General features: G+C 66.7%; 25 protein-coding genes and 1 rRNA gene. 16 read left to right on the forward strand and 10 right to left on the reverse strand.

Annotation, left to right across the window (positions count from 1 at the left end; translation table 11 throughout):
* Positions 1 to 172 (reverse strand): 16S ribosomal RNA (locus tag A9975_RS11155); the annotation flags it as partial.
* A 649-nt stretch (positions 173 to 821) separates the two neighbouring features.
* Between A9975_RS11155 and A9975_RS11160 the strand changes: the two genes are divergently transcribed.
* A complete protein-coding gene (locus A9975_RS11160; RefSeq protein ID WP_043350391.1) occupies positions 822 to 1217 on the forward strand; it encodes a DUF488 domain-containing protein in 396 nt (131 codons plus the stop codon).
* 9 nt (positions 1218 to 1226) lie between these two features.
* On the opposite strand, the gene A9975_RS11165 is transcribed toward A9975_RS11160, so the two are convergent.
* A complete protein-coding gene (locus A9975_RS11165; RefSeq protein ID WP_174428478.1) occupies positions 1227 to 1397 on the reverse strand; it encodes a hypothetical protein in 171 nt (56 codons plus the stop codon).
* A 221-nt stretch (positions 1398 to 1618) separates the two neighbouring features.
* Complete coding sequence (locus A9975_RS11170) at positions 1619 to 2335, reverse strand: GntR family transcriptional regulator (protein ID WP_174428479.1); 717 nt, start codon at positions 2333 to 2335, stop codon at positions 1619 to 1621.
* A gap of 305 nt (positions 2336 to 2640) precedes the next feature.
* Here A9975_RS11170 and A9975_RS11175 point away from each other — a divergent pair, with 305 nt between their 5' ends.
* The 3 genes from A9975_RS11175 to A9975_RS11185 all read left to right on the forward strand — a co-directional run bounded on the left by A9975_RS11175 (position 2641) and on the right by A9975_RS11185 (position 6912).
* Complete coding sequence (locus A9975_RS11175; RefSeq protein WP_183032746.1) at positions 2641 to 3888, forward strand: nucleoside recognition domain-containing protein; 1248 nt, start codon at positions 2641 to 2643, stop codon at positions 3886 to 3888.
* A 553-nt stretch (positions 3889 to 4441) separates the two neighbouring features.
* Positions 4442 to 6541: an FUSC family protein gene (locus A9975_RS11180; protein WP_255503160.1), complete on the forward strand. Its 2100-nt coding sequence runs from the start codon at positions 4442 to 4444 to the stop codon at positions 6539 to 6541.
* 92 nt (positions 6542 to 6633) lie between these two features.
* Positions 6634 to 6912 carry a DUF1488 domain-containing protein gene (locus tag A9975_RS11185; protein WP_183032748.1) on the forward strand — a complete coding sequence of 93 codons (279 nt, stop codon included), beginning with the start codon at positions 6634 to 6636 and terminating at the stop codon, positions 6910 to 6912.
* A gap of 4 nt (positions 6913 to 6916) precedes the next feature.
* Here A9975_RS11185 and A9975_RS11190 read toward each other — a convergent pair whose 3' ends face one another.
* On the reverse strand, positions 6917 to 7387 hold the full coding sequence (locus A9975_RS11190; RefSeq protein ID WP_183032749.1) for a universal stress protein: 471 nt from the start codon (positions 7385 to 7387) through the stop codon (positions 6917 to 6919).
* A gap of 66 nt (positions 7388 to 7453) precedes the next feature.
* Positions 7454 to 8296 carry a L,D-transpeptidase gene (locus tag A9975_RS11195; protein ID WP_255503161.1) on the reverse strand — a complete coding sequence of 281 codons (843 nt, stop codon included), beginning with the start codon at positions 8294 to 8296 and terminating at the stop codon, positions 7454 to 7456.
* 293 nt (positions 8297 to 8589) lie between these two features.
* Between A9975_RS11195 and A9975_RS11200 the strand changes: the two genes are divergently transcribed.
* Positions 8590 to 9384 carry a DUF1835 domain-containing protein gene (locus A9975_RS11200; RefSeq protein ID WP_043350404.1) on the forward strand — a complete coding sequence of 265 codons (795 nt, stop codon included), beginning with the start codon at positions 8590 to 8592 and terminating at the stop codon, positions 9382 to 9384.
* Between the two features lie 23 nt (positions 9385 to 9407).
* Positions 9408 to 10046, forward strand: coding sequence for a TetR/AcrR family transcriptional regulator (locus tag A9975_RS11205; protein WP_043350405.1), 639 nt, complete (start codon positions 9408 to 9410; stop codon positions 10044 to 10046).
* Positions 10047 to 10094: 48 nt separating this feature from the next.
* On the opposite strand, the gene kefC is transcribed toward A9975_RS11205, so the two are convergent.
* Positions 10095 to 11909, reverse strand: coding sequence for a glutathione-regulated potassium-efflux system protein KefC (gene kefC / locus A9975_RS11210; protein ID WP_150991148.1), 1815 nt, complete (start codon positions 11907 to 11909; stop codon positions 10095 to 10097).
* Positions 11910 to 11919: 10 nt separating this feature from the next.
* Positions 11920 to 12501 (reverse strand): NAD(P)H-dependent oxidoreductase, encoded by a 582-nt coding sequence (locus A9975_RS11215; protein WP_183032750.1) that lies wholly within the window; start codon positions 12499 to 12501, stop codon positions 11920 to 11922.
* A 415-nt stretch (positions 12502 to 12916) separates the two neighbouring features.
* Between A9975_RS11215 and A9975_RS11220 the strand changes: the two genes are divergently transcribed.
* The gene (locus A9975_RS11220) at positions 12917 to 13615 is read left to right on the forward strand and encodes a GNAT family N-acetyltransferase (protein ID WP_150991152.1); all 699 of its coding nucleotides are present in this window, start codon (positions 12917 to 12919) and stop codon (positions 13613 to 13615) included.
* A gap of 81 nt (positions 13616 to 13696) precedes the next feature.
* On the opposite strand, the gene A9975_RS11225 is transcribed toward A9975_RS11220, so the two are convergent.
* From A9975_RS11225 to A9975_RS11235, 3 genes are all read right to left on the reverse strand, one after another.
* Positions 13697 to 14188, reverse strand: coding sequence for an Lrp/AsnC family transcriptional regulator (locus A9975_RS11225; RefSeq protein ID WP_043352404.1), 492 nt, complete (start codon positions 14186 to 14188; stop codon positions 13697 to 13699).
* Positions 14189 to 14601: 413 nt separating this feature from the next.
* Positions 14602 to 15183 carry an EF-hand domain-containing protein gene (locus A9975_RS11230; protein WP_183032751.1) on the reverse strand — a complete coding sequence of 194 codons (582 nt, stop codon included), beginning with the start codon at positions 15181 to 15183 and terminating at the stop codon, positions 14602 to 14604.
* 162 nt (positions 15184 to 15345) lie between these two features.
* Positions 15346 to 15957: a type II secretion system protein N gene (locus A9975_RS11235; protein ID WP_370564380.1), complete on the reverse strand. Its 612-nt coding sequence runs from the start codon at positions 15955 to 15957 to the stop codon at positions 15346 to 15348.
* A 275-nt stretch (positions 15958 to 16232) separates the two neighbouring features.
* Here A9975_RS11235 and gspG point away from each other — a divergent pair, with 275 nt between their 5' ends.
* From gspG to gspD, 9 genes are all read left to right on the forward strand, one after another.
* Complete coding sequence (gene gspG / locus A9975_RS11240) at positions 16233 to 16700, forward strand: type II secretion system major pseudopilin GspG (protein ID WP_043352406.1); 468 nt, start codon at positions 16233 to 16235, stop codon at positions 16698 to 16700.
* Between the two features lie 36 nt (positions 16701 to 16736).
* Positions 16737 to 17231, forward strand: a complete 495-nt coding sequence (locus A9975_RS11245; RefSeq protein ID WP_183032752.1) for a GspH/FimT family pseudopilin — start codon at positions 16737 to 16739, stop codon at positions 17229 to 17231.
* On the forward strand, positions 17228 to 17656 hold the full coding sequence (gene gspI, locus A9975_RS11250) for a type II secretion system minor pseudopilin GspI (protein WP_150991158.1): 429 nt from the start codon (positions 17228 to 17230) through the stop codon (positions 17654 to 17656). Before A9975_RS11245 ends, gspI begins: the two co-directional genes overlap by 4 nt.
* Positions 17657 to 17717: 61 nt before the next feature.
* Positions 17718 to 18395: a prepilin-type N-terminal cleavage/methylation domain-containing protein gene (locus A9975_RS11255; RefSeq protein ID WP_183032753.1), complete on the forward strand. Its 678-nt coding sequence runs from the start codon at positions 17718 to 17720 to the stop codon at positions 18393 to 18395.
* The gene (gene gspK / locus A9975_RS11260; protein ID WP_183032754.1) at positions 18392 to 19411 is read left to right on the forward strand and encodes a type II secretion system minor pseudopilin GspK; all 1020 of its coding nucleotides are present in this window, start codon (positions 18392 to 18394) and stop codon (positions 19409 to 19411) included. Before A9975_RS11255 ends, gspK begins: the two co-directional genes overlap by 4 nt.
* Before the next feature lie 393 nt (positions 19412 to 19804).
* A complete protein-coding gene (gspL, locus tag A9975_RS11265; protein ID WP_183032755.1) occupies positions 19805 to 21214 on the forward strand; it encodes a type II secretion system protein GspL in 1410 nt (469 codons plus the stop codon).
* A 23-nt stretch (positions 21215 to 21237) separates the two neighbouring features.
* A complete protein-coding gene (locus tag A9975_RS11270) occupies positions 21238 to 21855 on the forward strand; it encodes a type II secretion system protein M (RefSeq protein ID WP_183032756.1) in 618 nt (205 codons plus the stop codon).
* Positions 21855 to 22694: a type II secretion system protein N gene (gene gspN / locus A9975_RS11275; protein ID WP_183032757.1), complete on the forward strand. Its 840-nt coding sequence runs from the start codon at positions 21855 to 21857 to the stop codon at positions 22692 to 22694. The genes A9975_RS11270 and gspN overlap by 1 nt, the downstream gene beginning before the upstream one ends.
* 53 nt (positions 22695 to 22747) lie before the next feature.
* A complete protein-coding gene (gene gspD / locus A9975_RS11280) occupies positions 22748 to 25162 on the forward strand; it encodes a type II secretion system secretin GspD (protein WP_183032758.1) in 2415 nt (804 codons plus the stop codon).
* Positions 25163 to 25167 lie beyond the last annotated feature (5 nt).

The raw sequence follows: 25167 nt of genomic DNA on the forward strand, positions 1-25167 counted from the left end.
GCGGTATTAGCTAATCTTTCGACTAGTTATCCCCCACGACAGGGCACGTTCCGATGTATTACTCACCCGTTCGCCACTCGCCACCAGGATTGCTCCCGTGCTGCCGTTCGACTTGCATGTGTAAGGCATGCCGCCAGCGTTCAATCTGAGCCAGGATCAAACTCTTCAGTTTAATACCTGTGTGATCCTTGCGGATCTCGCTCTTTCGAGCGGTCGCTCACTCTCAGAAAACTGACTGGTTACGTCCGCGATTTGCACCCCGGACATAACCAACATGTTTTACTGTGCGAGCACTTTATAACTTGTAAGCTAAAAGACCGAAGTCCTCCGCATCCGCTATCAAGCGCCCACACTTATCGGTTGTTTGTTTGTTAAAGAACTTGCCACGATTCGCTTTGCTTACCGCGTCGCTGCGTTTGCTGCAGCAGAGAAACGAGATTATGAAGCGTGATCATCGTTTCGTCAACAGGTTTTTTTCCTTCAGCTCGCCGCGCCGTTCGCGCCGCCAACCACCCCTGCCGACCCCGCAACCCTCGTCCCGTCTGCTTTGCAGCGGTGTTTCGTGTTGCGAGGGGGCGAATCATAGGGGACCCCCTCGGCCTTGGCAAGCGTTTTCTGAAATGATTCTGGCATCAACAGAAAAGTGCCGCAAAAGGCTTATGAAGACTGGCTGGCACCACCGAGCCACGGCGCTAGCCGGCAGCCACCTGGCTGCGGCAAACTATGGCCGCGGGACAGGCCCGGGCGGCACACGACGAAGTCCGCTACACCCGTGGGTCGCTCTATCTAGTCGCTCTATCTATATAGAAGGAGAAACTTGCATGACCATTCGCATCGTGAAGCTCGGCTCGCCCCGACAGCCCGACGAGGGAATCCGCATCGGCACCGTACGCAGGCCGCCCCGAGGCGTGCCGAAAGCCGAGTTCGCCAAGCGGGACTACTACGATGTGTGGTTTCCGAACCTGTCACCCTCCGCCGAACTGGTTGCACAGGCCCTGGACATACAGGCCGGAGGGGATGAAAAGGCATGGCGGGCATTCGAGCGGCACTTTCGTGCGGAAATGGCACGTCCGGAGGCCAGCAGGACACTGGATCTGCTGGCCGCGATGTCACAGCAAACGAATTTCTCGATTGGCTGTTATTGCGAACACGAGGAAAGATGCCACCGCTCTATATTGCGCGCCCTGCTGGCGGCGCGCGGGGCCGCGCTATCTTAGGCAGTGCGCTCAAACCGCCTTTTGGTCGCGCACGCACAGGCGGCGGAACAAGGGACGCAGGCTTGGCCAGCGGATAGGCAGGAGCGGGGTGCGATGGCGCACAGCGTCGCGCTCGGCATAGTGGGCCAGCAGCTGCTCGCCAACCGACTGCCGGAAATAGGCGGGCGTCGGGTAGTCCATGGTCAATCCCTATTGTGGTTCATCAGGATTAACAGTATACCGAGTTTTGGTGCACTGCGTCATGCCGAGGCTTGCAAACGCCCCATTCCGGGGCATTAGGTTGCTGCCAGAGCGCTCAGAAATGCCAATGAAATCAACGAAAAGCGGCGTTATCGCGGCGGCGGTGCTGACTTGACCCGGCGAGGGATCAATTTCGTATATCGAATACTATCTACCAGCGCTCAGGAACCTGTGGTGCCGGCTTCGGCCACATCTTCGGCCGCCTTGGCGGCGCTATAGACGTGCCGCGTCGCCAACAGCGCCGCAAGATCCGCATCGCCGGCGATGACGGCCTGCAGGATCTGCGCATGCTCTTCCCAGTTCTGCCGGGCACGCGTCACGTTGGCCGGCGCGAACAGCAGACCCGTGCGCTCCCTGAGCGTACGCACCATATCCTGCAGCACGCTATTGGCCGCGATATTGCCCAGCACCTCATGGAAGCGGGTGTTCAATTCGATGAAGCGCTCCGAGCGTCCGCTCGCGGCGGCCTCGGTACCCTGACGCAGCACTTCGCTGAGCTCGGCGATCAAGGCGGGATCACGGCGCTGGGCAGCCAGCTTGGCGTTGAGCCCCTCCAGGGTGGCCCGCACCTCGACCATTTCCTTGGCGATGTTCGGCGACAGCGTCGCCACCGAGGCGCCCCGCCGGGGCTCGATGCGCACCAGGCCTTCGGCGGCAAGCGCGCGCAGCGCTTCCCGCACGGGGATGCGCGACACGCCAAGTTCGGTGGATAGCTTGTTCTCGACCAGGCGCTCGCCTTGGTTGTACTGCCCGCCGAGGATGCGCTCACGCAACGTATCGGTCACCAGGGCAAACAATGGGGAGTGCTGGGCGCCAAGACTGGCGCCGGCGGAATCCGAACCAGGAAGTGCGTGTTCGGTACCATGGGCGTCGGACATAGATTCTGGCTTGGGTCGGCGTGACACTGTCCTCGGGTGTGGCGCGCGGGCGAGCCATCGCGGACGAGTGTCAAAGGGATCAGGGACCGCGGCGCTGGCCCGGAAGACTGAGGGGCAATGCGACCGCGGCGGCATTGTCCGCATTGTATACCGGCGCACTACGGTTTTTGCGCAACACACGTTGCCGGTGCCGGCTCACGCCAGGGCGCGCCGACCCTGGCACAACGCGCCACCCATGCGCCGTTGGCACCGGTCCGGCAGGCTATGATGCGTAGCCTGTCCCAAACCCCGCCTGCGATTCGCCAATGGCTCTTAACCTGGTCTGGCTCTCCTTCTTCCTGCTCGCCTTCGTCGTCGCCTGCATTCGTGTGGCGACAGGCGATACCGCGGTGTTTCCGGCGATGCTTGCGAGCCTGTTCGACAACGCACGCACCGCGTTCGAGATTTCGCTTGGCCTGGCGGGCGTCATGAGCTTGTGGCTGGGCATCATGCGCATTGGCGAACGCGCCGGCGTAGTCGACGCCTTTGCGCGCGCGGTCAACCCGCTTTTGCGCCACTTCTTCCCCGGTGTTCCGCAGGGCCACCCAGCCCAGGGCGCGATGATGATGAATGTGTCGGCCAATATGCTGGGGCTCGACAATGCGGCGACTCCGCTCGGCCTCAATGCCATGCGGGAGCTGCAGTCACTCAATCCGCGCCCTGAGACGGCCAGCAACGCGCAGATCATGTTCATCGTGCTGAACACGGCTGGCTTGACGCTGATCCCGACTTCGGTGATCGCCATGCGGCAAGCGATCGCCGTCAAGCAAGGCCTGGTCGGGTTCAATGCCGCGGATATCTTTCTTCCTACCCTGCTCGCCACCTGCGTGTCCTGCGTTGCCGGCTTGCTGGCAGTGGCCTGGACGCAGCGGCTCAACGTCCTCAAGCCAGCCGTGCTAGCCGCCTTCGGGCTGCTGGCGGCGGCTGTCGGCGGACTCTTCCTCTGGCTGCGGCACGCGCCCCCGGAACAGGTGAGCACCGCCACCGCGCTGGCTGGCAGCGGCTTCATCCTGACGTTGATTGTGGTCTTCCTGATTTGCGGCGCCATACGCGGCATTAACGTCTACGAGGCCTTCATTGACGGCGCCAAGGAAGGTTTCGGCGTCGCGGTGCAGATCATTCCCTATCTGGTGGCAATCCTGGTAGCGATCGGGCTGTTTCGGGTGACCGGCTGCATGGATGTCCTGATGCAGGGCCTGAGCGCCGCTTTTGCCTGGCTGGGCCTCGACACCGCCTTCGTCCCCGCGCTGCCGGTCGGGTTGATGAAAATCCTGTCTGGCGCGGGCGCCCGCGGGCTGATGATCGACGTCATGAGCACCTATGGCGTCGACTCCTTCCAGGGCAAGCTCGCCGCGATCATCCAGGGATCGACCGAAACCACCTTCTATGTGCTCGCCGTGTACTTCGGCAGCGTCAACATCCGCAACACGCGGCATGCGCTTGCCTGTGCCTTGTTTGCCGATCTTGTGGGATTGTGCGCCGCGGTCGGCATCGCCTATCTGTTTTTCCGCTGAAACGGGCACGCCGCGCCGCGATAAAAGCCAGCGAATCGTCAACAAACACTCGATGAAAACAGGACAAAAAGAGAGAAAAAACCAGTTTCCAATGTACCAAGCCGCCACTTTGTTGCTCACATGCAACATGTTTGTGAAGCCAGACACGCTTGGCCTGCGCGCCGCTTGGTGCGACGCAACAAATCATATATAGTGGAGTCTGTCTCCTCCACCACCTCGGTGGATTCCAGCCCGCGCACGAAACTGCGCGGGTTTTTTTTGCCCGCATTTTGCCAGTCCGCATGGTTTGCCCTTGCTGTGGCGGCTCACGGCAAAGCCAGTAGTCGATCCTGCCCAGCGCACCAAAGAAGCCCAGGCGCTGCACCATGAGAAGGCCAAACCGCACCGCTCCGGTGTAAAACCCCGAATTTTGCGTGAAATGTTGCGACGCAACATTCAATCCCGTAGAGTCAGCCTGTCCCTTGCGCCTGGCAGGGCGGATCTCCGCCTCGCAGCGCCCACCCTCCTTGCTGACATGATTTCCGCGCTGCGCCTGCCCCGCCCCGATGCCTCGATGTTGCAAAGAGGCCTGGTCTACGCCTTCTCGTTCCTGGTCCTGGCCGGCACGGGATGGCTTACCGGGGAAGCGGGCTATCTGTGGGCGGCAACGGCTTCGATCTGGACCTGCCTGGCCGACCGCCGCGGCACCGCCGCCGAACGGCTCGCGGCACTCGGCTCCGTAGGCATTGGCGGCGCGGCCGCATGTGCCCTGGGCACCGCTGCGGCAGTGACGCCATGGACGGCGCTGGCCGTGGTGCTTTTCGCCGGGCTTTTCGCCGGGCTGGCCGAGACCCGCGGCCCCGTGCCCGCGCTGTCGGCCAAGCTGCTCTATGTGGTGCTGATCGCCTCCTGCCTGCAACCAGCGGGCGAGGCCGAACTGGCCGTGCGTGTGCTGGCCCGCAGCCAGGAATTCCTGCTTGGCGGGATCTTCGCCTGCGTCGTCAGCCTGGCCCTGATCCGATCGGCGCGCGACACGCGGCCGCGCGCCGAGATACTGGCGGTGTTCGATGCGTTGCTGCGTTTTGCCTCCGATCTGGCAGCCGAGGCGCCCGTGGGCGATGCGACGGCTATCAAGCGCGACATCCGTGAGCGTATCGAGGCTGCGCATCAGGCAATCAACATGCGGCGCAGCCTGCGGGACCCGCTTGGGCTGATGCACTATGCCTATATGGTGGGCCTGGCCGACGCCATGTTTGCCCTGTTGATCGTTGCCGCCGAACTGCGCAGCCGGGCCGATGACGCGGGTCCCAAAGCCGGTGACGCGGGCAGTGTAGAGCACCTGCCGCTGCGCCACTTGCTGCGCTGCGTCACCGATGTCCGGGAGCAGGTCTGCGAAGGTCTGGCCCATCACGCGCCTGACCTGCCGTCGCTATGCGCGGCGCTGGCTGGCGAACTGCGCCGCCTGCATGCACCGCTGGCCAATGCCGGGGCGCCGCCGTTGTACCAGGCTGCGCTGAGCGCACTGGCCCGCTATCCGGCCTTTGGCGACTGGCGCCGCGAGTACCGTTGGCCGCGGCGCGCCATGCGCCGGACATGGCAACGCTGGCGCGCCGTGGTTGCGGAGCACACCGCTCGCGATGCCCGCGTGGCCCGCCATGCGGTGCGGCTGGCGCTGGCTGGCGGCCTGAGCCTGATGCCGGCGCAGTTCTGGAGAGTCGATCACGGATACTGGGTGGCGGTCACCGTCATCATGGTGCTTAGCCCTCAGTTGCAGACCACCCGCAGAATCTCGTTCCTGCGCTTCGCGGGTTCCCTGGCCGGCGCGCTCTTGGCCTGTGCCATCGGCCTGGCTCACCCGCCGGCGCCGGTGGCCCTGGCAATCAGCGCGGGCTGCCTGGCTGCCGCCTACACGTGCCGGCTCTCCGGCAGCCCCGGTGCCTTCGCGATGTGCCTGACGCCCGCGGTGATCCTGTTCTCGTGGGTCGGGGCCCCAGCGGCGGACAGCAGCCACTTTGCCGCGCTGCGGGGCATCGACACGGCGCTGGGCTGCCTGATCGCCCTGGCCACCTACTATGTGCTTGCGCCGCGGGCCGAGCTGTCGCGGGTTTATCGCCATAGCCTCGACGCCCTGGTGGCAAACACGGCGTACCTGCGGGCAGCGTTCGCCGGCGCCAGCGCGTTCACGACCTCGCCCACCCGCTCGCCCGCGCCGACGCAGACACGGCTGGAAGCCTTGCGCATGGCGGCCGGGCGTACCTCCAGCCGTGCGGATCAAACCTTGCAACAGGGCGTGGCAGAGCTCGCTCCAGAGCTGGCCCGCGAGTACAGCCAGCTGCACCTGGCCTTGCGGCGCATGGCAGCGCTGGCTGGCTTGGTGCGCGCCGGGCTAGAGGCCGAAGCGGGCAAAAGCCAGCCGCAACCGGCCACGCAGGCCATCCTTCAAGGCCTCGCCGCACAGCTGTCCGACCTGGCAGCCAACCCCGGCGCAGGCGTGACTTCGCTTGCAAGCTGGTTCCTGCCCGATTCCGCTGCGCCGCTGGACCGGTTTCTGGTTGAACAGGCCGGCTACGCCTGGGCCCAGGTCAACGCCACCCACGCAGCCGTATCCTCCGTGCACCGGCTGGCCGGTGGCCAGCCCAAGCCCAACGAGCCGCATTTGCCGTATCCGGGTTGATGGCGGTCAAAGCCCGGCACTCTGCGTTCATCACGGATCGGAACCATCTCCTAGAATGGTTTCATTCCTCAGTGACCGGTGTGAGGCACGCCATGCCCGAAATTTCCTTTCCCCGCAGCGTCCCCACCTACTGTGCGGCTAGCCTGACCCTCTCCTGCCCCGCCACTGTCAACGGGCAACCCACCTTGTATTCGATCACGGCCGAGGCGCTCGAGACCCATTTCGGCGCCCGCTCTCCACGCGAGGAGGACCTGGTGCGGGCGTTTACCAGCCACCGGCAGCGCATCGAACGCATTGCCGAGGGCCTGTTCGAACTCACTCAGGCGCGTGAAATCCTGTTGCGCAGCGGGCACATCCGATTCGCAGGCTGAAGGCTCAGCCTTCCGCCGCCGGGCCGCGCACCAGGAGCACCGGCACGCTGGCCTGCCGGATCACGGACTCGGCCACGCTGCCCAGGACCAGCCTGCGCACGCCACGCCGGCCGTGGGTGCCGATCACGATGAGGTCTGCGCCCCACTCGGCGGCGGCATCGTTTACTGCGCTTGCAATGTCGGCCCCCACGGCCTGCTGGCTGACCAGCCGCGTTTCATGGCGCACGCCCTGCGCGCTCAGGCGTTGCGCAGCAGCCGCCAGCGCGCGTTCGCCGCTGTCAGCCAACGCTTGCAGCACGGGCGTCGGGTCGTAATACGCAACATCGAACATAAGCTGGCCGTTGTCCACGACATACAAGGCTAGGACTTGCGCGTCCCCGGTGCCCGCGATCCGGATTGCCTCGGCAAGCGCCAGGTCGGAGGTTGCGCTGCCGTCCACTGCCACCACAATCTTCTTATAAGCCGCATTCGTCATTGCCATTTTCTCCAGAAGAACAACGGATAGTGGCGGAAGCGACCTCGCATTCCGCCGGATTCGATACTACTCGCCCCCGCGCGACGCGGACGTTCCGTGGGCACCCGAGTCCACAATCACGAGGTAGCGCCCGGGCCGGGCCACCGGTGCCCGGCCCGGCGCCAGGACCCAGAGCGAGTCGCCGCGCTGCACAGCCGCCAGGTAGTCGGCATCCAGAAGCCCATAGTGGTCAAGGAGGCGATTCAGGGTGGCGGGAATCCGCACGCATCCCTTGGAGGCCGGGTGGCCCAGCCGAGATTCAAGCCGGTCCGGATCGGTGGCATGCATCTGCAAGCGCATCTGGCTCTCCCCGCCCTTACCCCAGCCACGTTGGGCATCGACCCAGCCGAAGTCATAGATGCGCATCCCGCTGACGCCGTAGCCGCGGATGCCGTTCTCGTTGTAGGTACCCTCGGCGCGGAAATCCATGTTGTCCATGCTGTGGCTGAATACACCGGTCGGGGTGATGAAATGATCGAAGGTGCCTGGCTTGCCTGTCGATACGGGCGCGGCGCCCACCCACTGCCAGGGCGCATCGTCGGCGGGCCGCGCGAACAGCATGGCGGCCTGGACGCGCGGGTTGCGATCGATCAGCACAGCCCAGTCGCCTGCATCGGCCTCCCGCCCGTCTGCCTGTAGCGCGGACGTCAGCAAGCCGGCATACCGCACGGCGACGGCCGCCGGGAAGCTGAGATGGCGGGACACCTGCTGCGCGAATGCTTGCCGGACCATGCTGAGCTCATTGGCGGCGGCAAGTGTTGGCTGGAACGCTACCAGCGCGGCTAGCGCCAATGGCGCCAGACGTCTGATGCGAGCGAGCCAGCGCCGAAAACCCTTGACGCGGGCCCGCCCGAGGCGAGCGCACGGCATGATTGCCTCCTTTAGACAGGCGTTGCGGCTAAACGCCATGGTTGACGTTTAGGCGGCGCGGCGCCTTGTGCAGGATCAAGCTCCATGCACGGAAGCGCTCCAACGCCACCGTCCGGAAACGGTGGACGGTCTACCTATATAGACCGCGAAGGCAACGACTATTTCCGTTGTGTATGCCAGACGCCGCTTCCCGGGGACGAAGGATCGCCAGCGTACCGAGCGTTGCGTAGCGTTGCGGCTCAGCCGCCGCGTTTCGTGCCTTGCGCAGGTCGCATCCATATACAATCACGCCCATGCAATACATCCATGTCGTCAACGGTGACGTAGCGGGCAACACGCTACGGCAAGCCCTCGCCCAGGCCGCCAGGCCCGACCCGGTCGTCGTGCTTCGCGACGACCTCGCCGTCGGGCCGCTGGCCGATGTCGATAGCAGCGGGCTCATCCGCTCCGGTTTCTGGCAGCGCGTGGCGCCGCACAGCGACATCGACTTCGCCGCCGAAATGCATCAGGCGCTGGACCAGCTGCATGGCCTGCGCAAGGACGAGCTGGAAGTTGCCATCTGGCATGGCCAGAGCGCTTCCGACCAGCTGATGCTGCGCCGGGTGGTATTTCACCTCTACCAGTCGCCCCAGCGCATCAATGAAGTGGCCATGGACCTGCGCGAGCTGGAAGCGCCCGCGCGCGGCAACCTGGCCGCTATCGGCATGTATCCCGCAGCCCGGCTGGCGAGGCGCTTCTCCACCATCGCCCCGGTCTCGGTGCTGCGCCTTGGCCGGCTGGGCTATGAGTGGCAGCAGAACGTCAAGGAAAACGCCGACGTGCGCCTGTGGAAGGGCAATACGCTGGTGCCCGCGGCTTACCACACGGTCGATGAAGTGATCCTGGAGCGCGCCCCTCTGGAATGGGCGCCGGCCGCGCAAGTGGTGGGCGGCGTGATGGGCGCCATCGAAGGCCTGCTGGCCAGCGACTGGTTTGTGTTCTGGCGCTGCCGCGAGCTGATCGGCGCCGGCCAGCTGGTGCTGCGCGGCAACGCCGAATCCCTGCAGACCTGCGAGCTGCGCCGCAACTTGTCCGCCGGCGGCGAGTAAAAAGAAAAAAGGCGAAGGTCTCCATGGCCCGTACCAAGGCACCCGATTTCGAGGCGCAGCGCGAGCAGATCCTGGACCTGGCCGCCGCCGCCTTTGCCGCGAGCAGCTACCCCAGCACCTCGATGGCCGACCTGGCTGCCGCCTGCGGCACCTCCAAGGCCCGGCTGTACCACTATTACGAGAGCAAGGAGGCGATCCTGTTCGACCTGCTCGACCGCTACACGCGCCGGCTGATGCTGATCGTGACCGAGGTCGAGGCGGAGGCGGAACGCCAGGGGCGCAGCGAGCTGGATAGCTTCTCCAACCTGATCCGGGCCTTCCTGGCCGAGTACGAGACCTCGCAGACCCGGCATGTCGCCCTGATCAACGACGTCAAGTTCCTCGCCGAGGAGCAGCGCGACCAGATCCTCAAGCGCGAGCGCGACGTGGTGGCCGCCTTCTCCCGCCAGTTGCGCCGGGCCTATCCCGAGCGCGTCACCCGCGACAACCAGGCCGCGCTGACGATGACGGTGTTCGGCATGATCAACTGGACCTTCACCTGGCTCAAGCCGGGCGGCAAGCTGTCGTACGCGGAGTTCGCCGAGATGGTGATCGACCTGCTGGCGGGCGGGTTGCCCGGCGCCCGCGCAGAACCCGCGGCGCGGCTGCGCGGTGTCGAGTAACACATTGCATAGGCAATGCCGGCGCCATTGCAGCGCCGGCACGGCACCTCAGGACCAGTCCTCCTCTTCCCGCTGGCGTCGCTGATCGCGGTCCTGGCGGAACATTTCCTCCAGCTCGTCGCGCGCCTGGCGCGCCAGCGAGACCAGCTTCTTCTGATCCGTGTAATGCGGGTAGAAGCGCTCGATCGCCGCGATGTTATGCCGGCGAAAGCGCAGCGCGACCGAGCGTGCCTGCACGGGATCGTAGCCCAGCCCCTCCAGCACGCGACGGCCCAGCAACAGCGAGCCCTCGAACACTTCGCGCTCGAACAGATGCACGCCGCGGTCCTTGAGCTGGTAGACATGCGACACATGGCGCGCCCGCGCATAGATCTGCAGGTGCGGGAAACGCGCCCGCACGCTGTCGATCAGCGCGAGGCTGTCCTCCATGCCATCGATCGCCACCACCAGGATGCGGGCTCGCTCCGCGCCCGCAGATTCAAGCAGGTCCATGCGCGTGGCGTCCCCGTAGAACACCTTGAAATCGTACTGGCGCAGAAACTCGATCTGGTCGGGATCATGGTCCAGCACGGTCACGCCGATCCCTTGCGCATAGAGCAGGCGGCCGATGATCTGGCCAAAGCGGCCAAAGCCGGCGATCAGCACGGGGTTGTCCTGCGGCGCGATCACGTCGTCCGGGCGCCGCGCCAGGCGGGCCAGCCGTGGCGCCACCAGCCGGTCGAAGGCCAGCAGGAGCAGTGGCGTGGCCACCATCGACAGCGCCACCACCAGCACCAGCAGCGCCTCGATGCGCGCCGGCAGCAAGCCGGCGCCGCCCGCCACGCCAAACACCACGAAGGCGAACTCGCCGCCCTGTGAGATCAGCAGCGCAAACAATAACCACTGGCCGCGCGCGATGCCAAAGCGCGGCGCCAGCAGGGCCAGCACCAGCGTCTTGAGCAGCACGAAGCCAACCACCAGGGCCGCCACCTGCAGCGGCGCATGCATCAGCACGCCGAAGTCGATCGACATGCCTACCGCCATGAAGAACAAGCCCAGCAGCAGGCCCTTGAAAGGCTCAAGGTCGGCTTCCAGCGCATGGCGGTACTCCGAGTCCGCCAGCAGCACGCCAGCCAGGAAGGTGCCCAGCGCCATCGACAATCCCACCGCGTCCATCATCAGCGCGATGCCCACCACGAGCAACAGCGCGAAGGCGGTAAACATCTCGCGCATGTCGGTGCGCGCGATAAAGCGCAGCGCTGGGCGGACCAGATAGCGCCCGCCCACCACCACGGCGCCGATCACGCCGACCGCCTTTGCCGCCCCGAGCCAGCCCCCCGCGCCGGACGCGCCGGCGTCTGCGCCGCCGGCAGCCAGCAGCGGCAACAGCGCGATCATCGGGATCGCGGCGATGTCCTGGAACAGCAGGATGCCGAAGCTGGCGGCGCCCGCCGGCGTGCCAAAGAGATTGCGCTCGGTCAGCGTGGCCAGCGCGATCGCGGTGGACGACAGCGCCAGCCCCAGGCCCGCCACCAGCGCGACCTGCCACGATGCCCCGACCAGCGCGGCGACGCCGCCGAGCAGGATCGCGCAGGCCGCCATCTGGGCGCCGCCATAGCCGAAGATCACGCGGCGCAGCGCCCACAGCTTCTTGGGCTCGAGCTCCAGGCCGATCACGAACATCATCAGCACCACGCCGAATTCGGAAAAATGCAGGATGGATTCGACGTTGGTCACCAGCCGCAGGGCCCACGGGCCGATCGCCACGCCGGCCAGCAGGTAGCCAAGCACCGCGCCCAGGCCAAAGCGGCGCGCCACCGGCACCGCCACTACCGCGGCAACCAGAAAGACGACCAGGGCCACCAGGAAATCATGTTGTTCCATGGCGTGCTCCTCAGCTTGCGGCGGCGTTGGAGGCAACGCCACGGGCGCCGTCAGCAATGCCGCCCAGCACGCCGGTGACCCGGCCGATATGATCGGCCAGCGCCTGGGCATCAGCCTGGTTGGCATCGTGCAGCACCAGCGGCGACAGCCAGCTCATGCCGCACAACACGGCGGTCTGCTCCAGCGGCAGCATGTATTCCTCGATGCTGTGGCCATGCGTGCCGTCGGGCCCGTAGGAGTCGGCGTGGCCACCGGTGCTGGCCACCACCAGCATGGACTTGCCACGCAGCGCCGTACCGCCGGGTCCGTAAGCCCAGCCGCTCTCCAGCACATCGTCCACCCACAGCTTGAGCAGCGCCGGCATGCTGTACCACTGCACCGGGAACTGCAGCACCAGTGTGCCGGCCCGCGCGAGCGCGCGCTGCTCGGCTACCACGTCGATGTCGTAGTCGGTATAGCTGGTGTAGAGATCGTGCACGGTCACGCCGGGCAGGCTTTCCAGTGCCGCTGCCAGCGGACGATTGACGCGCGACAGGTGCGGCCTGGGGTGGGCGTAGATAACGAGAATCGGAGGCTCGGCCTTGGGGTCCACGAAAAATCCTGAAAAATCGGCTGCGCAACAGTAGCCGCTAGGCCAAAAAGATGTTCTTAAAGCACTTATATCTGTGGGTGACGGGCGCTGCGTCACCGCGAAGCAGGGCCAATCCCATGCATCAGCCCGGTGAGAACCGATATGCGGCGTTGCAGCAAGCCCACACCATGGGGCGGAAAGCGCTCTTCAATCGCCACATAACCCATTGATTTATATATATTTAGTTGGAATTTACAAAATCGAACAAGGTTGAAGCGATGCTCACCTTACGCGGAACTGACAAATCCACTACAATACTTTTTGCATTGCAGCAAGATAGTGTTTGCCCTCGTACCCGGCCAATTTGTCGAAAGTGCATGGACGAACACCCGCTGAGTGCTATTTTTATACCTGATTACGTCGTAAGGAAAACAAAGTGAATCCGCTCGAACTGAGCAAGGCCGTCGGGGCCGTATCCGACGAAGATCTCCGCCGTGCAGCCGCAGCAGCGCAAGCCTCACATCGCCCCACCACCCTGGTGCGCGAGCTGGCTGCGCATCATCGCTCGCGCCTGCTGAAGCATTTTCTCGCCCTGGGCGAGGAGGATCGCCTGCTCCGTTTTGGCCAGTCGGTTGGCGATCATGTGATCGAAGCCTACGTCGACAGCATCGATTTCGACCACGACACCGTGTTCGGCGTGTACGACGAGCACCTGGAACTGATTGGCGTGGGCCACTTTGCCAACCTGCGCGACAACACGCAGGGCCGCGTTGCCGAGTTCGGCGTCTCCGTGTCGCAAAGCGCACGTGGCCGCGGCATTGGCAGCTCGCTGTTCGAGCGTGCGGCCATGCACGGCCGCAACAGCAACGTGCGCACCCTGTACATGCACTGCCTGTCGCGCAATGCCGCCATGATGCACATTGCCAAAAAGGCCGGCATGAAGGTGCAGTATGCGTACGGCGAGGCCGATGCCTACCTTGAGCTGCCGCCTGCCGATACCGTCAGCCGCCTGACCGAGGCGCTCGACGAGCAGGTTGCCGACCTCGACTACATGCTGCGCCGCAACCTGCGCGATGCGCGCCGTTTCGGCCTGCGCTTCTGGCGCTCGATGGTGCCGCAAAAGCACACCGCCTGAGCCAAGCCTGCCGGCATCGTACCCATGGCGCGCCCGCCCGGCGCGCCATTTTCTTTGGTGCCGGCGATCACCGCGAGGCCCTCAGCCCCCTGGCACCGGCAAGGCCGTGGTGTCCTTGATGCATTCGAGCGCGAAGCTCGATCGTACGTCGATGACGGCGGGATGGGCCAGCAAGTGGTCCTTCATGAAGCGTGCGAAATGCTCCATGTCTTCCACGTAGACCTTGAGCAGCAGGTCCATCTCCCCGGTCATGGCGTGGCAGGCGGCCACTTCCGGCCAGATCTCGATGGCGGCGCGGAACAAGTCCAGCGGTGCCTTGCCCTTGGGCGCGCCGCCGTGCTTCTCGAGCCGTACGTTGATATAGGCCAGCAGCCCCAGCCCGATCCGGCCAGGTTCCAGCAGTGCCGCGTACTGGCGAATCACGCCAACCTCCTCCAGCCGGCGGATGCGCCGCAGGCACGGGCTGGGCGACAGGTTCACGCGCTCGGCCACTTCCAGGTTGGTCAGCCTCCCGTTGGTCTGCAGCACCTCCAGGATCTTCCTGTCGATCTTGTCCAGCTCCACCTTGCTCACGATATTGTTGCTCCGCAATATGTTTGTCGGCAATTTTTTTGCGCAAATTTAGCAAACCGTGCACAAGTACGCAATTTTTTATGGCGACCTGTCTCCTCCAGCTTCATTTCGGCCTGCGCGATCGCCTTCCGGGTGCAAGATGCCGCCGCGGCGTATAGCCCATGCACAGGAACAGGGCGTCAGCGACAGCCATGGCAGATGCGACCGGATCGCCCCGGACGTTCCGGCCTTCAGGGGCGTGGACTATCCGGTGATCCGGCAGGTCGAGCGTTTGGAAGGCAAGGATGGTGCCAACACCGGCCAGGGCCGCCAGCCACGGAGCAAAAAAAAAAGCGCGGCCGGCAACGGTCGCGCTTTTTTCATCTGCCCACGGCGCGGCGCGCCGTGGATCCTGCCTCCATCAGTCACCGCGATCAGCCACCGCTGCTCGACGGCGCCGCCGGGTTGGACTGGCTGCCGCGGGGCATCCGCTGCATCCGCTGCTCGTGCATCTTCTGCATGCCAGCGTGGATCTCGTCCAGCGTCAGCTTGCCGTCGTGGTTGGTGTCGAGCTGGTCGAAGTACTTGGCCAGGTGAGGCATCCCGGCTTGCACCTCTGCCTTGGTCAGCGCACCGTCGCCATTCTTGTCGGCCGCCTTGAAGCGGGCATCGAGCTCGGCCCGCATCTCGGCACGGCGCTGCTCCATCATCGTCTTGCGATAGGCAGCCAGTTCGCTCTTGTCGAGCTTGCCGTCGTGATTGGTGTCGATCTTGTTGAACAGCGCGTCGGCCTCCGCCTTGGAGATCGTGCCATCGCCGTCGGTATCGACCGATTTGAACCACATGCCGCCGCCATGCTCCCCATGCTCCATATGGTGGCCCATACCCGCCTTGGGTCCCGGGCCCGGCGCGGCGGGGGCAGTGGTCTGGGCGAAAGCTGCGCCGCCCATCGCCAGGAACACCGCCGAAGCGGCCATGAAATTCCGGATCGAACGTGCCTTGAGATTGCCTTGCATGTCTTTGCTCCTTTTTCGTCTCGGTGGACTGGTAAGGATTAGAGCGCACGCCAGGCTGGAAAGTTGGTCCACCTAATACGTTGTTACGCGGCTCACAGTTAAGGACCGCCGGCGTAAACCGCCGAAGGCAACGTAAACAAGTGGGCGAAGCGCTGTTACAAATCAGTCTTTCGCAGAGATAGGCTCGTTGCCGCCCTGGGACTGCTGCTGCGGCAAGGACTGCGGCGGCGGTGCGGGGATGGGCGTGGCGGGCACGGGCATTGGCGTGGATAGCGGCGCCGCCGCGCCTGCCGGCAAAGCCGGCTGCGTGGCCGCCGCGGAGCCGCGCGTGACGATGGCCGGTACCGGCAGCGCAATTTCCTGGCGCACGCCATTGCGCTCGATCACAACCCCGCGATCACGGACTTCCGTCAGCCGGATCTGCGGCGACAGCGCGGTGCCCGCGCGCACCGCCTTGGCCGGGCCGCCATCCAGCGAAACAATGGCCGCCCCGGCGCCGCTGCCAATGTCGGCTACCACCCCGATCAACTGCACATCGCGCACGCCGGACTGCGCGTTGCCGCCAAACAGCGTGCCGGCCACGCCGGTCTCCACCGCCTCGGTCTGCGCCACGCGGGCCGCGTTCGGCACGGCAATGGTCTGCATCGCGCTGAAGGTCAGCGCCCAGCGGGTAGCCAGGGCGCATAGCGCGACGAACAGCACGAGCGCGGCCAGTCGCGGCAGCCAGAGGCTGGAGGGGTTGAAGCGAAGGGCGGGCCGCAAGGAGAGTTGCACGGAAGTGGGCTGGTAGGCATCAAAACACCAAGCCTACCAGAGCCGCATGACAGCTGTCTGCCTCCGTCAGGCCCGCGACGCATCGGCGCGCCCAAGGCAAGACGGTGCGTTTCGCGCATCCCGCGCCGTTTTGCCGCGAGTGAACATGCAAGCACTCGCTCGCAAAATCGTCATGAAGTGGCGGTTATACTGTTCGACCACTGGATCGCTGCCACGCGCGATGCAACGCGGATGTGAGCAGGCGCTCCGCCAGATATTCCATAAGGCTAACCATGATGCGCAGGAACGTTGCCACCCTTCCCGACTCTTCACCCCGCCTCGGCCGCCGCCGTGCCCGCGGCTTTACCCTGATCGAGATCATGGTCGTGATCGTGATCCTCGGCGTGCTGGCCGCCCTGGTGGTCCCGAAGATCATGAGCCGCCCCGACGAAGCCCGTATCGTCGCCGCGCGCCAGGACATTTCCTCGATCATGCAAGCGCTCAAGCTGTACCGCCTGGACAACAGCCGCTATCCCACCACCGAGCAAGGCCTTGCGGCACTGGTGGCCAAGCCCACCACCGAGCCCGTGCCCAACAACTGGAAGGGTGGCGGCTACCTGGAAAAGCTGCCCAAGGATCCCTGGGGCCATCCGTACCAGTACCTGAACCCGGGCGTGCGCGGCGAGATCGACGTGTTCAGCTTCGGCGCCGACGGCCAGGCTGGCGGCAGTGGCAACGACGCCGATATCGGCAACTGGGAATAAGGAACCACTGCCATGATCCGGGCCAGGCGCGCAGCCATGAGCACCTGGCCACAGGCAGGGCGGCTTCACGGCCATCGCGACCGCGGCTTCACCTTGCTGGAACTGCTGGTGGTGATGGTCATCGCCGGCATCGTGATCTCGCTGGTAGCCATCAATGCCGCGCCCAATGAGCGCGGCCGCGTGCTCGATGACGGACAGCGCATTGCGCGGCTGTTCGAGCTCGCCCAGGAAGAAGCCCAGCTGCGCGCCCGGCCAATCGCCTGGGAGGCCGATACGGTCGGCTGGCGTTTCCTGCAAGCCACGCCGGCCGGATGGGCCCCGCTCTCCGGGGACGTGTTCGCGCCGACCAAATGGCGCCTGCAACTCGACGGCGTAGCGGTGACCGAAGGCGGGCGCGGCAACGGCGGCGCCCGCCTGGTGTTCGGGCGCGAGCTGATCGAAAGTCCCCAGCATGTCGTGCTGGTGCGCGGCGGCATCCGCGTCGACGTGGCCAGCGACGGCGCCGGCCGCTACTTCGCCAGCACGCCATGACGCGCCACCCCAAATCCCCTCCCCGTGCACGCAGCGCCCGGCGCGTGCCGATGTGCGGCTTCACCCTGATCGAAGTGCTGGTCGCCCTGACCATCCTGGCCGTGGCGCTGACCGCCGCCATGCGCGCGATGGGATCGATGATCGAGGCGGGCTCCGCCTTGCAGACCCGCATGCTGGCCGAGTGGAGCGCCGAGAACCACCTCGCCACCCTGCGCCTGTCCAAAACCTGGCCCGAGCCCGGCACGCGCGGCTACGCCTGCCCGCAAGGCGGTGTGGAGCTGTACTGCGAAGAAACCATCTCGGGCACGCCCAACCCCTCTTTCCGCCGCGTCGAGATCGCGGTCTACCCGTCCGGCGCCGACAAATCCGTGCGCCTGGCCTGGCTGGTCACCATCGTTCCCAATGAAACGCGCAACCTGCTTTAAACGCGTTAAGCGCTTTAAGTGCCTCCAAGGCCCTCAGTGCCCTGGGCGGCCACGCCAGGCCGTGGCCACGCGCGGCTTCACGCTGCTGGAAATGCTGGTGGCGATCACCTTGCTGGCGGTGATCGCCGTGATCGCCTGGCGCGGCCTGGACGCGATGACGCGCGGCCGCGAGCGCCTGACCGACCACGACAACCGCCTCAATACGCTCAAGCTGCTATACGGCCAGTTCCAGTCTGACTGCGAGCACCTGACCAGCCCGACCCTGCTGCAGGGCAGCCCGGTAGAGCTCGGCAACGGCCTGTTGCTGATGGTGCGCGACCGCCGCGACGAGGGTCGCCCCAGCCAGTGGCAAGTCGTCGCCTATCGCCTCAACGGCAACACCGTGGTACGCGCTGCCAGCCCGCCGGCGGACAACCGCAGCGCGGTGCAGGCCGCGATGATCACGCTGCGCCAGGCGGGCGGCGGCGCAAACCTGGCGCGGCCGCTGGTCGGCGATGCCGACAGCCTGTCGGCGCGCGTCTGGGTCGAACCCGGTGGCTGGCAGGCCGAAAACGGCCGCATCGCCGCCGCGTTGCTCAGCGGCAACGCCAGCGCCAGCGCGGTGGCCGCCTCCGGCGTGAGCGCCAGCCTGGGCGTAGCCACCACGGCGGTGCGTGCGATCGAGCTCAACCTCACGGCGCGCATGGGCGACGGCGACACGCCGCGGCGCTTCCAGAAAATCTGCATGACCGGCCTATGAGCAAGCGCATCGCTTCCCTTGTGCCGGCCGGCCGCCGCCAGCGCGGCGCCGCCGTGGTCACGGCCCTGCTGGTGGTCACGCTGGCGGTCGTGGTGGTATCCGGCATGCTCTGGCGCCAGCAGGTACAGATCCGCTCCATCGAGAACCAGCGCCTGCTGGCCCAGGCCAGCTGGATCGAGCGCGCGGCCGTCGACTGGGCCCGCCTGATCCTGCGTGACGACCAGCGCCGCACCAGCGTGGACCAGCTCGGCGAGCCCTGGGCAGTGCCGATCGCCGAGACCCGCCTGTCGGACTTCCTCGGCGCCGGCCTGCGCACCGACCAGGAAGGCGAAACCTCCTTCCTGTCGGGCCGCATCCTCGACGCCCAGGCCCGCTTCAACCTCTCCAACCTCGTGCTGTGGACCGCCAGCGAGTCCCAAGGCCGGATCGCCACCATCGACGCCCCCAGCCTGGCGATCTATCGCCGCCTGCTGCAGACGCTGGGCCTGAACGCCTCGCTGGCCGAACCGACCGCCCGCTACCTGGTAAGCGCCGCCGGCGGCAGCGGCGACAGCCAGCGCGGGCAGCGCGCGCCCGACGACGTCAACGACCTGCTCGGCATTCCGGGCTACACACCGCAGATCGTGGCCGTGCTGGCGCCCTTCGTCGACGTGCTGCCCGAGCGCACGCTCGTCAATGCCAATACCGCCGAGGCCGAAGTGCTCGCCGCCGTGATCGACAAGCTGCCACTCGACCGCGCCCGCGAAGTGGTGCGCCAGCGCGACCGCGCCTATTTCAACAACATTGGCGACCTGCAGACGCAATTGCGCACACTGGCGCCGCAGGCCGACCCCAACACCGCCACCAGCACGCTCGACGTACGCACCCACTATTTCCTGATCTACGGGCTGATCCGCCACGAGCGCGCCAGCCGCATGCAGGTGTCGCTGGTCTACCGCGGCGAAGTGCTGGGCAATGCCAACACCACCCGGGTGGTCTGGGTGCGCGATATCGACCGGATGCCGGAGCAGCGCTGATGCGTGCAACCCCTCGTCCGTGTGGCCGTCGTGGCTGGCGGATTTTGGGATCATGCTGTCGGATCAGGCGGGGCGAAAAGGGTTACTGTAGGTGACCACAAGGGGCAGCCCCCGGGACTCCCAGGCGCCCCGCGAAACGCCTGCCGGCGCCATTCCCGGGCGTTTGGCCAGCGGTATCAGACAGATACGTATTGACGCCAATTCGTCACACAGGCAAGGTATGCTCCGGCCCGGCGGAAGCGGTAGTCCACGGCTCCTGGCTCCCGCCTGTCCTGTGCCGCCGGCAGTATCGCAGCCGGCATCAGCCATGCAAGCAGCGCCGTCCGCTGCATGGGCCGCATGCCCCCCGCTATCGTTCATTGACGCCACGATTGGCGCTGTAGCAAGGAAATCTTGAGCACCACCCTGTACGTCCGCCTGCCGCATCGGCCGCACGACCAGCCGCAACCCTGGCACTTCGGTGCCTTGCCGTTTGCCCTGGTCCGCACGGCCGTCGCCGACCGTAGCCACCGGCAAGGCCCCCAGGCGACAGGGCAGTTGTTGCGCGAAGGCCACGCCGTCATCGCCGAACTGCCTGCCGCCGAACGCCTGGTCCTGATCATGGCGGCCAGCGATGTGCTGCTCACCGCAGCCACGGTGCCGCCGCTCGCGCCGGCGCGGCTCAAGCTGGCGCTGCCGAACCTGGTCGAGGACGTGCTGGCCACCGACGCCCAGCCTTGCCATATCGCCGTGGGCCCGACCCTCGACGCGCTGCAGGGCAAGAGCAAGGCGGCCAGCGGCTCGCGCCAGCGCTTGCTGATGGTGACGGACCGCGCCTGGCTGCGCGCCGTGCTGGACGCCTTTGCCGAGCATCGCCACCGCCGCCGCCACGTGTTGCCGGCGCAGTTGTGCTTGCCCCAGCAGCCCGTGGCGCATCCCGCCGAGCCCGGCGCGGATTCCGTCGGCCACCCCTCCGCGGCCAGCGCGGCCCCGGCCACGCTGGCGCTCGAAGCCGCCTCGCTGACCAGCGCGTCGCCCTTGTTTGAAACGCAGGGCGTACCCGCGCCAGCCGAGCTTTCGCGTTACTGGCAACTGACCGTGCGCAGCAGTGAGTACGCCGGTTATGGCCTGCTGCTGGGTTCCGACGCGCTCGCCGCCTGGCAGGGACTCGCCCCCGCCGGTGACTGGTACGCATCAAAGGACGCCTTGGCGCAGGTGGCGCCGCCGGGCGCGCACCCGCTGGACTGGCGGGTATGGATCGAAGGGGCACAGGCCAGCCTGCGCGAACCCGCGCTCGACCTGGGCCAGTTCGAATTCGCCCAGGGCCGTGCCGACCGCTGGAACCTCAAGGCCTGGCGCCTGCCGCTGGCGCTGGCTGCCGGCCTGGTGCTGGTCCAGTTGATCGGCATGAACGTGCATTGGCTGCTGCTGCGCCAGGAGGCGCAGCGCCTCGCGGCCGGCCAGGAACAGACGTTGCGCAGCGCCTTTGCGCAGATCCCCGTGGTAATCGATCCGCCGCTGCAGATGCGCCGCCAAGTGGACCAGCTGCGCCTGGCGAGCGGGCGCAGCACGCCCGACGACTTCTTGCCGCTGGCCGACCGCTTCGGCCAGGCCGCGCGCCAGCTTGCGCCGGACGCGCTGCTGGCGCTCGAATACCGCGGGCACACCTTGTTCGCCACGCTCAAGCCTGGCACCGACACCAACGCGCTGCGCAGCGCGGCGCGCCAGGCCGGGCTGGCCATGGAAGCCGACAATAGCCCGCCCGACGCCGCGCGCGCCAACGCACCGGCCGGCACGCGCTGGTCGATCAAGCCCAGCCTGTGAGCGCGGACCGCCAAGTGAACCCGATGAAAGACACCGCATCCAAGCCCGGCCCCCGCGCCACCCAGCGCAGCCCGGCTGGCCGCGCGCGCGCCGCGGACCGGCTGGCGCGCTTGCGCCCGCGCGTGCCGCAGCGCTGGCAGGAACAATTCGACGCCTTCTGGTCGGCGCGCAACCCGCGTGAGCAAGCCATCCTGGCCGGCGGCAGCGCCGTGCTGGCGCTGGTGATCGGCTACACCGTACTCTGGGAGCCCGCCGCCGACGGCCGCGACAAGCTGTTGCGCAGCCTGCCGCAGCTGCGCAGCGACTCGGCGGAGATGGAAACGCTGGCGCAGGAAGCGCGCGGCCTGGCAGCCAGCCCGGCCCCGTCGCTGCGCGGCGAGGCGCTCAACCAGGCCTTGCAGGAGAGCCTTGCCCAGCACGGGCTCAAGGCCACCCGCCTCAATGGCACCGGCGACAACAGCGTGCAGGTGCAGCTCGACAAGGTGCCCTTCGGCTCCGTGGTGAGCTGGCTGCAGGACGTGCGCCAGCAACAGCGCCTCAAGGTGATCGATACCCGCATCGTCTACGTGGGCGCCACCGCCTTGGTGAACGTCACCGCCACCCTGCAAGGCCCAGCGGCAAATCCGGGCGGGCGCGGCTGATGGCGCGCCTGGAAGCCCTGAGGCTCGCCCGCCGCCGCGTTGCCAGCCCCCGTGGCTGGCAACGCGCGGGCTGGCTGGCGCTTGGCTGCGTCACCGTGGCGCTGACCGTGCTGGCGGCATTTCCCGCGGCATGGATCGCCGACGGCATCGCCAGCCAGAGCCAGCGCCGCGTGCTGCTGGCCGATGCCGATGGCTCGCTGTGGAACGGCAGCGCCACCCTGGCCCTGTCGGCCGGCGCTGGCAGCGAGACCGCCACGGTGCTGCCCGGGCGGCTGCAATGGTCAGTGGCCTTCTGGCCGTTGCTGAGCGGCACGCTGCGCATGGTGGTCAGCCATACCGAGGCCATGAGCGGCCCGGTCGCCGTGACGGTGACCCCGCTCGGCTGGACCGCCCAGGCCGGCGCCATCCGCATGCCGGCAGCGCTGCTCGAAGGCGTCGGCGCCCCGTTCAATACCCTGCGCCCCGACGGGCTGATGCGCATTGACTGGTCCGGCCTGCAAGGCCGGTTCTTTGCCCGTGCCGGCGAGCCGGGCGGCGCAGGTGGCGCGGGTGGCATGACCGGCCACCTGACCATACGCCTTGACCAAGTATCATCGGCCGTCAGCCGGGTGCGCCCGCTTGGCAGCTACCGCGCCGAAATCGACTGGTCGGGCGCCGACGGCAAGCTGCAACTGACTACCCTCGCCGGGCCACTGCACCTGCAGGGCAGCGGCACCCTGGGCCGCCAGGCGCGCTTCGAGGGCACGGCCGATGCCGACCCCGACGCCGCTACGCAATTGGTGGGCCTGTTGAGCCTGCTGGGACGACGTGAGGACAATGTGACACGGCTGCGCTTCTGACCCCGGCATCGGCGCGAAACCTTCGCGCCGATGCCCGCAGCCCGGAACCGAATATGAAAACCCAAGCCCTTCGACCTTCGCTCAAGACCCGCTGCGCCCGCGCCACCGCGCTGCTATGCGGCCTCTCCCTGCTGGCACCCGCGCCGCTGTGGGCCCAGCAACCGAGCCAGCCGGCGGCCCAGCCAGGCCAGCCGCCCGACCTGACCCCGCGCAGCCGCGACCAGGTCGTGCTCAACTTCGTCAATGCCGACCTGGAATCGGTGGTGAAGGCGGTGGGACAGGCGACCGGCAAGAACTTCGTCATCGACCCGCGCGTGAAAGGCTCGGTGAACCTGGTGACCGAGCAGCCGGTGTCGCGCTCGCAGGCGCTGGAAACGCTGGGCTCGGTGCTGCGCATGCAAGGCTATGCGATGGTCGAGAGCAACGGCTTCACCAAGGTGGTGCCGGAAGCCGACGCCAAGCTGCAGGGCTCGCCCATCGTGGTCGGCAGCGGCAGGTCCCGCGGCGACCAGGTGGTGACCCAGGTGTTCCGCCTCAACTATGAGTCGGCCAACAACCTGGTGCCGGTGCTGCGCCCGATGATCGCGCCGAACAACACCATCACCGCCTACCCAGCCAACAACACGCTGGTCATCACCGACTACGCCGAGAACCTGCAGCGCCTGGGCCGCATCATCGCCGCCATCGACGCGCCGGCCTCCGGCGAGGTCGAACTCGTGCCGCTCAAGAATGCCATCGCCAGCGATACCGCGCTGGTGCTGCAAAAGCTGCTGGACCCGGGTTCCGCCGGCGCTGCTGGCGGGGCCGTGGCAGGCGCCGACGCCAGCCTGCGCACCTCGGTGGTGGCGGAGCCGCGCAGCAATTCGCTGATGATCCGTGCCTCCAGCCGGGCACGGCTGCAGCAAGCGCGCCAGTTGATCGACAAGCTCGACCAGCCCTATGCGCGCCCCGGCAATATCTGGGTGGTGCCCCTGAAGAACGCGGAAGCCACCAAGCTGGCGCAGACGCTGCGCGCCATCGTCGCGGCCGACAGCTCCTTCAACACCAGCCAGTCCGGCACGCAGGGCGCAACCGGCGCGGCGGGTGTCGCCGGCGGCACCGGCCTGCTCAACACCTCGACGCCCAACACCGGCCAATACACGGGTGGCAGCACTGGAAGCTCGCGCAGCGGCTCGGGATCCGGTGGCGGCAGCTCGGCCTTCGCTAACTCGTTCGCCACCAACACGTTGCCGACCACCGGCGGCATCATCCAGGCCGATCCGGCCACCAACTCGCTGATCATCACGGCCAGCGAGCCCGTCTACCGCAACCTGCGTGCGGTGATCGAAGATCTGGACGCCCGCCGCGCGCAGGTCTATATCGAGTCGATGATCGTGGAAGTCTCGTCCACCCAGACCGGCCAGCTGGGCATCCAGTGGCAGGGCCTGCTCAACTCGCGCAACAGCAACACCAACGTCTTTGCCGGCACCAACTTCGGCACGGGCGGCCAGAACATCATCAACCTGACGGGCGCTGCCGCCGCGATCAACGCGGGCGGCGCCGCCGCCATTCCGTCGGTCTCGGGCCTGGTGCCCGACCTGGCCGGCCTGAACCTGGGCATCGTCAACCGGGCGATGGGCCTGGGCGCGCTGCTGCACGCGCTTGGCGCCGACGGCAGCGTCAACCTGCTGTCCACGCCCAACCTGATCACGCTGGAGAACGAGGAAGCCAAGATCCTGATCGGGCAGAATATCCCGGTCACCACCGGCTCCTACGCGCAGACCGGCAGTTCAGCGTCAGTCACGCCATTCCAGACCTTCGACCGCAAGGACGTCGGCATCACGCTGCGGGTCAAGCCGCAGATCACCGACGGCGGCCTGGTGAAGATGCAGATCTACCAGGAATCGTCGTCCGTGGTGCAGGGCACTGCCGCCCTCACCCAGGGCCCGACCACCAATGTGCGCTCGATCGAGACCAACGTGCTGGTGGACGACGGCCAGATCATCGTGCTGGGCGGCCTGATCGAGGACACTTACGGCGACGGCGTGCAGAAGGTGCCGGGCCTGGGCGACCTGCCGTGGATCGGCGGGCTGTTCCGCTACGAAAACAAGAACCGCGGCAAGACCAACCTGCTGGTGTTCCTGCGCCCGTACGTGATGCGCACCGCCGGCGCCACCGACCGCCTGACGCAGGACCGCTACGACTATATGCGTGGCCTGCAGCAGGGCTTCGCCTCGCCCAACATCATGGTGCGCGACGGCAATACGCCGATCCTGCCGCCGGCGGACGCGCCCATGGCGCCGTTCGTCGATCCGCGCTCGCGCGGGCCGGTGCCGGGTCCACTGCCGCTGGAGCAGACGCTGCCGCAATCGCAACAGCAACAGCAAAGGCAACCGCAGGCCCAGGCACCCGCGGCCAACGGCACGCCGCTGCCGCCGGGCGTCAATCTCGGCAACGCCACGGTGGACGCCGTCCGCCCGGTGAACTGAGACTC

Origin of the sequence: Cupriavidus sp. UME77 (assembly GCF_014170355.1) — a bacterium.
GTDB classification, from domain to species: Bacteria; Pseudomonadota; Gammaproteobacteria; order Burkholderiales; family Burkholderiaceae; genus Cupriavidus; species Cupriavidus basilensis.